1 protein-coding gene is annotated in these 257 nt (G+C 69.3%); it reads right to left on the bottom strand.

Annotated features, from left to right (window positions below; translation table 11 throughout):
• A partial coding sequence (locus HKX41_12260) for an NADP-dependent malic enzyme (GenBank protein NNC24909.1) occupies positions 1-257 on the bottom strand: 257 nt, incomplete at both ends.

The following is a 257-nucleotide window of genomic DNA, read 5'->3' as shown; positions in this document are numbered from 1 at the left end:
CGATGTCGGCCAGGGTGCGCTTGTCGGTGTCGCGCGCGTAGCGCTCCTTGTCCGGGTCCATCTTGCCGCGGCCGGTGTAGAGCACGCCGTCGCGGTCCACCGCGAGGATGTTCTCGGGCTTCAAACCCAGCGCCACCAGCATGTCCAGGCAGGCGATGCCGGCCGCGCCGGCGCCGCTGGTGGCCAGCTTCACCTGGCCGATGTCCTTGCCGACGATTTCCAGCGCGTTGAGCACGGCGGAACCGACGATGATCGCG

It is taken from the genome of Salifodinibacter halophilus (genome assembly GCA_012999515.1).
Classification (GTDB): Bacteria; Pseudomonadota; Gammaproteobacteria; order Nevskiales; family Salinisphaeraceae; genus Salifodinibacter; species Salifodinibacter halophilus.
Note: the sequence above shows the minus strand (reverse complement) of the source record. Positions and strands in the feature narration are given on the sequence as shown.